Origin of the sequence: Pseudovibrio sp. WM33, assembly GCF_001623165.1 — a bacterium.
Taxonomy (GTDB): domain Bacteria; phylum Pseudomonadota; class Alphaproteobacteria; order Rhizobiales; family Stappiaceae; genus Pseudovibrio.
Window position 1 is genome coordinate 1 of the sequence record NZ_LMCK01000032.1, and the last position, 6,023, is coordinate 6,023.

At 49.1% G+C, this 6,023-nt stretch carries 4 protein-coding genes; 3 read left to right on the top strand and 1 reads right to left on the bottom strand.

The window, feature by feature from the left end; all coding sequences use genetic code 11:
- Nucleotides 1–251: 251 nt before the first annotated feature.
- Genes PsWM33_RS07285 through PsWM33_RS07295 form a run of 3 tightly spaced genes read left to right on the top strand, consistent with a single transcriptional unit; the run spans nucleotide 252 to nucleotide 5,633 of the window.
- Nucleotides 252–887 (top strand): ImuA family protein, encoded by a 636-nt coding sequence (locus tag PsWM33_RS07285; RefSeq protein WP_208994440.1) that lies wholly within the window; start codon nucleotides 252–254, stop codon nucleotides 885–887.
- Nucleotides 877–2,313: a Y-family DNA polymerase gene (locus tag PsWM33_RS07290; RefSeq protein ID WP_244276663.1), complete on the top strand. Its 1,437-nt coding sequence runs from the start codon at nucleotides 877–879 to the stop codon at nucleotides 2,311–2,313. The genes PsWM33_RS07285 and PsWM33_RS07290 overlap by 11 nt, the downstream gene beginning before the upstream one ends.
- Nucleotides 2,310–5,633: an error-prone DNA polymerase gene (locus PsWM33_RS07295; protein ID WP_082826914.1), complete on the top strand. Its 3,324-nt coding sequence runs from the start codon at nucleotides 2,310–2,312 to the stop codon at nucleotides 5,631–5,633. The genes PsWM33_RS07290 and PsWM33_RS07295 overlap by 4 nt, the downstream gene beginning before the upstream one ends.
- Nucleotides 5,634–5,684: 51 nt before the next feature.
- Here PsWM33_RS07295 and PsWM33_RS07300 read toward each other — a convergent pair.
- Nucleotides 5,685–6,023, bottom strand: a 339-nt coding sequence (locus PsWM33_RS07300) for a LysR substrate-binding domain-containing protein (RefSeq protein WP_244276664.1), incomplete at its 5' end; no start/stop codon positions are given.

Below are 6,023 nucleotides of genomic sequence, written 5' to 3' on the forward strand. Positions count from 1 at the left end.
CCACTTTCACAACCTGTCCAAATTTCCCGAGCCAGCTCTATCACCCCACACGTTACAGGGCTTTTGCTTCAGCTCTATTCTCTCCTATAAGGCGACAAAACATCCCGCAGAATGCTGCGTAGCCTATCCTATCACTATCAGAACATGTCATAGGACATGCCAGCGTGTGTGTTATGCCTGCAAAATTTCTGGTAGCCAACAGTTTGTGAGATGAGAGTTTTGCTTCATATTGCTCGTTTATGTATGTGCGAATGAGTAAGAGAGTTTATGAAAATAATGTTCTTGATATGTTCTCTTTGTTGAGAGATAATCGGGCCGTGATGGCAGAGTTTAAGAGTTTTTTTCCGCTTCAAGTCAGCCGGGTTCATGAAGTATGTGGAGCCGGAGCGACAGCATTTGCAACGATGGCCTGCGGGCAAGCTGATATGAGAGTGTTGTGGCTTCAGACTAGTTGGCAAATTGAGCAACTCAATCCAGCAGGTTTAGCAGCTTTTATGTCTCCCAAGAATCTTGTTTTGGTTGAGGTTGAGAACCACAATGATTTACTCGCATGTACAGAAGATGGCTTGCGTTCTGGCGCTGTGGATCTAGTAATTTCTGTGGCCACTCAAAAGCTCGATCTGACTGCAGGCAGGCGTTTGCAGTTGGCAGCTGAGCAAGGTGGCTCTACCGGGATTCTCATTATACCTGAAGGGGCTGGGAGCAATGCGACACAAACTCGTTGGCACTGCTCTCCTATATTCAAGGGAAACCATATATCCGATAAGAACTTGACTCTTCAACACTGGCAGCTCATTAAGAACAAAATAGGAACATTGAGTGGTTGGAAGGTGTATTGGGATGCCAAGGCGCATCGTGTCATTGTGGTTTCCGAGGATGGCCAGTGATCGTATTTTACGCTCACATCCCACATCTGCGCCTTTTGCTGTAACCTCTCATGAAAAAAGTACAGAGCGATTATACTGTTTAAACAGCAGAGCGATGCAGTTGGGGCTGGCTTCAGGTATGGGGCTTTCAGATGCTAAGGCGTTATGCCCTGATTTGCTGACACGCTCAGCAGACCGGTATGCTGATGACAGGTTCTTAAAGCTGTTGGCGCGATGGGCTGATCGGTATTGCCCATGGGTCGGTTTCGATGGAAACGATGGCTTGTTGCTTGATGTCACTGGCTCAACTCATTTCTTCAGCAGTGAAGCTGAACTTCTCGCGGATATTCATGACCGGCTCCAGAGTTATCAACTCAATGTTCGCTCTGGGTTGGCTGGCACAATTGGTGGGGCTTGGGCTGTTTCTCATTTCGGTAGAGGCGTTGTCCCTAATGGACAACTCAAGGCAGCTTTAAGCCCTTTACCTGCTGCAGCATTAAGGCTGGATGAGGCAACCTGTGCGACACTGCAGCGCCTTGGTTTGCGTACTATCGGTGACCTTCTGGTAACACCGCGGGCCACGCTAGGTCGACGCTTTGGTTTGCCATTGATGCGCCGTATCGACCAAGCGTTTGGTGATCAGCCAGAACAAATCAATGCTATGGCGCCAGATATCTCTTATGCTGCCCGGCTAAATTTTCCTGATCCTATCGGTCTTTATGATGATGTGATTGCTGCTCTTGAGCGATTGCTGCAACGCATCTGTGATAAGCTAAAAAGTCAAGAGATGGGCACCCGGGTGTTGCTTATGACCTGTCAGCGTGTTGATCAGGCCAGCGTGCAGGTAGAATTGCGACTTGCTCGGCCCATGCGTGAGGGGATGAGCATTCTGTCGCTGTTTGAGAGAAGTGTGCGAGAGTTAGATGCAGGATTTGGTATCGATCAGATACGGTTGGAAGCTTTGGCTGTTGAGGCTTTGCTATTAAAGCAACTGGAGACCGGCAATGCTCAGTCAAAGAAAAATGATGTGCTGAGTGATCTGATTACGCGGCTCGGGAGTCGCATTGGTCTGGAAAAGATTAAGCGTTTTCAGCCAGCAGATAGTCATATTCCTGAGCGTAGTTTCATTGTATCGCCTGCAGCCTATTGTGAACCTGAGGGGCAGTGGAAAGAACAGAATTTGCGTCCTTTACAACTGTTTTCTCCAGAGCTTGTTGAAGGCCATGAAAAGAAGCCGCCTAACGTATTCAGCTGGCGGCGCATGCGTTTTTCGGTTGCCGCAGCAACAGGACCAGAACGTATTTGCCCAGAGTGGTGGCTGGACGATCCCAATTGGCGATCCGGTGTAAGAGACTATTGGCGTGTGGAAACCGAACAAGGCCGACGCCTCTGGATGTTTTTCACGCCACTAAATCCAGCGTGGTTCGTGCAAGGAGAGTTTGCATGAGCTACGCTGAATTGTGTGTTACCTCCAACTTCACGTTTCTTACCGGAGCTTCCCATCCTGAGGAACTGGTGGTTCGAGCTGCCAGTCTGGGGCTTTCGGCGATTGCTATAACAGATCGAAATTCTCTGGCTGGAGTTGTACGTGCTTATTCAGCGCTTAAGGAGCTTGCTCGCAAAAGAGACGAGGTTCTGGCTGTCCGTTCCTGCCATCGTACTGATCCAAACAGTAGACAAGAAATTCTGGAAGGTGCTGACGACCTACGAGAACCTATTATGTCTCTGCCGCGTTTGCTGGTGGGGTGTCGCCTGGTTTTGGAGGACAGCCCTGTTGATTGGATTGCTTTACCGCAAGACCACTCTGCTTATGCTCGCTTGTCCCGGCTTCTTACCAAAGGAAAAAGGCGCACTGAAAAAGGTGAATGCCAGTTATTCTTAAAAGATCTTCTGGAAGGGGCTTGTGGTCTAATGTTGATCGCTTTGCCTCAAGAGGCGATCGATAGGCTTCAAGTTCGAGAGCATATTCAACAGGCGGCGCATACTTATCCTTCTCATGTCTTTTTAGGGGCTGTGCCACAGTATGATGGGAATGATCAAGCTTACTTCGATGCTTGCGCGAAATTGGCTCTGCGTCTTGCAACACCAATGGTAGCTGTTGGTGATGTGCTTATGCATCATGGACGTCGCCGGCAACTGGCTGATGTTCTGACCTGTATTCGTGAGGGGGTGACCATAGACAGGATTGGTCGCCGTGCTCTGCCTAATAGTGAACGCCGCCTCAAGACACCATTGGAGATGGCTCAGCTGTTTCGTGCGTACCCAGCTGCGGTCAAAAGAACGCAGGAGATTGCTAATCGCTGCTCTTTTTGCTTATCCCAACTGTCCTATGAATACCCACAGGAAGGAAGTGAGAGCGAAACGGCTCAACAGCGGTTGGAGCGGCTTACCCTTGAAGGCATTAAACGCAGATATCCCAAGGGAGAGACTGAGCGTGTTCGTTCTCTTGTTGAAAAAGAGTTGGCTCTTGTCTCTAAGCTTAAGTTTGCTGCTTATTTTCTGACGGTGCACGACATTGTCACCTTTGCCCGCTCTCAAGGCATTTTATGTCAAGGTCGAGGGTCTGCTGCCAATTCCATTATCTGCTATGCGCTTGGTGTTACTGATGTAGCTCCAGAAACCATTTCTATGGTGTTTGAACGTTTTATCTCGGAGCATCGCGGAGAGCCACCAGACATTGATGTAGACTTTGAGCATGAGCGCCGTGAAGAAGTTATTCAGCACATTTACCAGAAGTATGGTCGCCATCGCGCAGGTTTGTGCGCGACCGTCATTCATTTCCGATCTCGTGCTGCCATCCGCGAGGTTGGGAAGGTTATGGGCTTGTCGCAGGATCTGCTTGCAAACTTAGCAGGGCAGATGTGGGGTTCTTCTGATCAAGGTGTACCCGAAGAACGACTAAAAGAACTCGGCCTGTCTGGGTCAGATCATCGCCTTGCTCTTACCATTCGCCTCATAAAAGAGATTATTGGTTTTCCTCGTCATTTGTCTCAGCATGTAGGTGGCTTTGTGATTACCCAAGGTCGGCTCGATGAGTTATGCCCTATCGAGAATGCATCTATGGAAGACCGCACAGTCATTGAATGGGATAAGGATGATATTGATGCATTATGCATCCTGAAAGTCGATGTGTTGAGCCTTGGTATGCTCACTTGCATCCGCAAGTGCTTCGCTTTGATTGAAGAAAAAGAAGGGCGCCAACTCACAATTGACAGTGTACCACAGGAAGATAAGCCAACCTACGATATGCTTTGTGTTGCAGATGCACTGGGTGTTTTTCAGGTTGAAAGTCGTGCTCAGATGAATTTTTTACCGCGTATGAAGCCACGCACCTTTTATGATCTGGTGATTGAGGTTGCCATTGTGCGTCCCGGCCCGATCCAAGGTGGTATGGTGCACCCCTATATTAAGCGACGACAAGGCCTGGAAAAAGTCTCGTTTCCTTCAACAGAATTAGAAGGCGTTTTGGGGAAAACACTTGGTGTGCCGCTGTTTCAGGAACAGGCCATGCGAATTGCGGAAGTTGCTGCAGGATTCTCCGCAGAAGAAGCCGATCGTTTGCGACGCTCACTTGCGACTTTCAGGCGTATGGGAACCATTAGTTCTTTCAAAGCTCGGTTTGTAAATGGCATGTTGGAGCGTGGCTATGAGTTAGAGTTTGCCGAGCGGTGCTTTTCTCAGATTGAGGGTTTTGGTAACTACGGTTTCCCAGAGAGCCATGCTGCTGCTTTTGGTATGCTTGCTTATGTTTCTGCCTGGCTTAAATGCCATTATCCAGCTGCTTTTGCTTGTGCGCTCCTTAATTCTCAACCTATGGGATTCTATGCTCCAGCTCAGATTATAAGAGATGTCCGAGAGCATGATGTGGAGGTGAGGCCTATTTGTGCCAACCGTAGTCAGTGGGATAATACATTGGAGCGGCGTAGTGACGGGCAACTGGCTATTCAACTTGGTTTTCGTCAGATCAAAGGTTTTAATGAAGAAGATGCTCTTTGGCTGGTGGCTGCACGTGGCAATGGCTATCCAGATCCACAAAGCATTTGGCAGCGTGCTCATGTGATCCCGGCAGCACTTGAGAAGCTGGCAGAGGCAGATGCTTTTGTTAGCATGGGGCTCAATCGCCGTGATGCTCTTTGGCAAGTGAAGGCCATTAAAGGTACCACACCGTTACCTCTGTTTAATGACCCCTTTGATGGAGAGGCGATCTTTGAACCAGATGTGAACTTGCCTGTTATGCATTTGGGGGAAGAGGTGGTGGAAGACTATCTTTCAACACGACTATCATTGCGAGCGCATCCGATGGAACTGCTACGTCCGGAAATACCCGGACTTACAACACATGCTGCTTTGCAGAAAGCTTCTCTGGATCAAACAAGTGTTTGCGGTGTTGTCATTACACGTCAGCGTCCCGGAACGGCGTCTGGAGTTATTTTTGTGACGCTTGAAGACGAAACTGGGGTTTGTAACGTAGTGGTTTGGCCGAAGGTTTATCAAAAATTCCGAAGAGAAGTCATTTCTGGTCGCTTGCTCTACGTTACAGGTTACCTGCAACGAGAGGGGATTGTCGTGCACCTCATCGCACAGGAAATAAGTGACTATTCAGACCGCTTATCCTTGCTGGGGCATCCGCTGGACGAAGTTATCGGCCAAACATTACCAGCAGCCGATGATGCCCCACGTCGACCTCTCATCCCACACAGCGCCACACGAGCTCGCCACCCACGAGAACAAGCAAAGAGACTCTTCCCGAGCCGGGATTTTCATTAGAGCTGATTGTTACAAACTGTCAACTTCTCAACTCATGCTGAAACTGTGAGGTTAACTAAACGTATTTTGGGGAACTGCTCCTAGTGTAAGTAGCCAGTTTTTGAAGAGGATGGTTGCAGGGAGGGCAGGTTTGGACTTGAGGTGGGTGAGCCAGTATTTGCCGATTGTGACTTCGAAGGGGAATGGTCTGACGAGGCGACCTTCTGAAATTCTGCGTTTGAACATGTCATAGGGCAGAAGTGCGATGCCTAAACCTGCTTCAGCGATGTCGGCCATGGCGAGGGATGAATCGAAGACTGGGCCTGTGATTTTGGGGCAAGGCGTTTGATCAGCCCCACTTGAGTGGTCCAGTTTGAAAGTTAGTGCATGACTGGCCTTTGGTCTACTGGA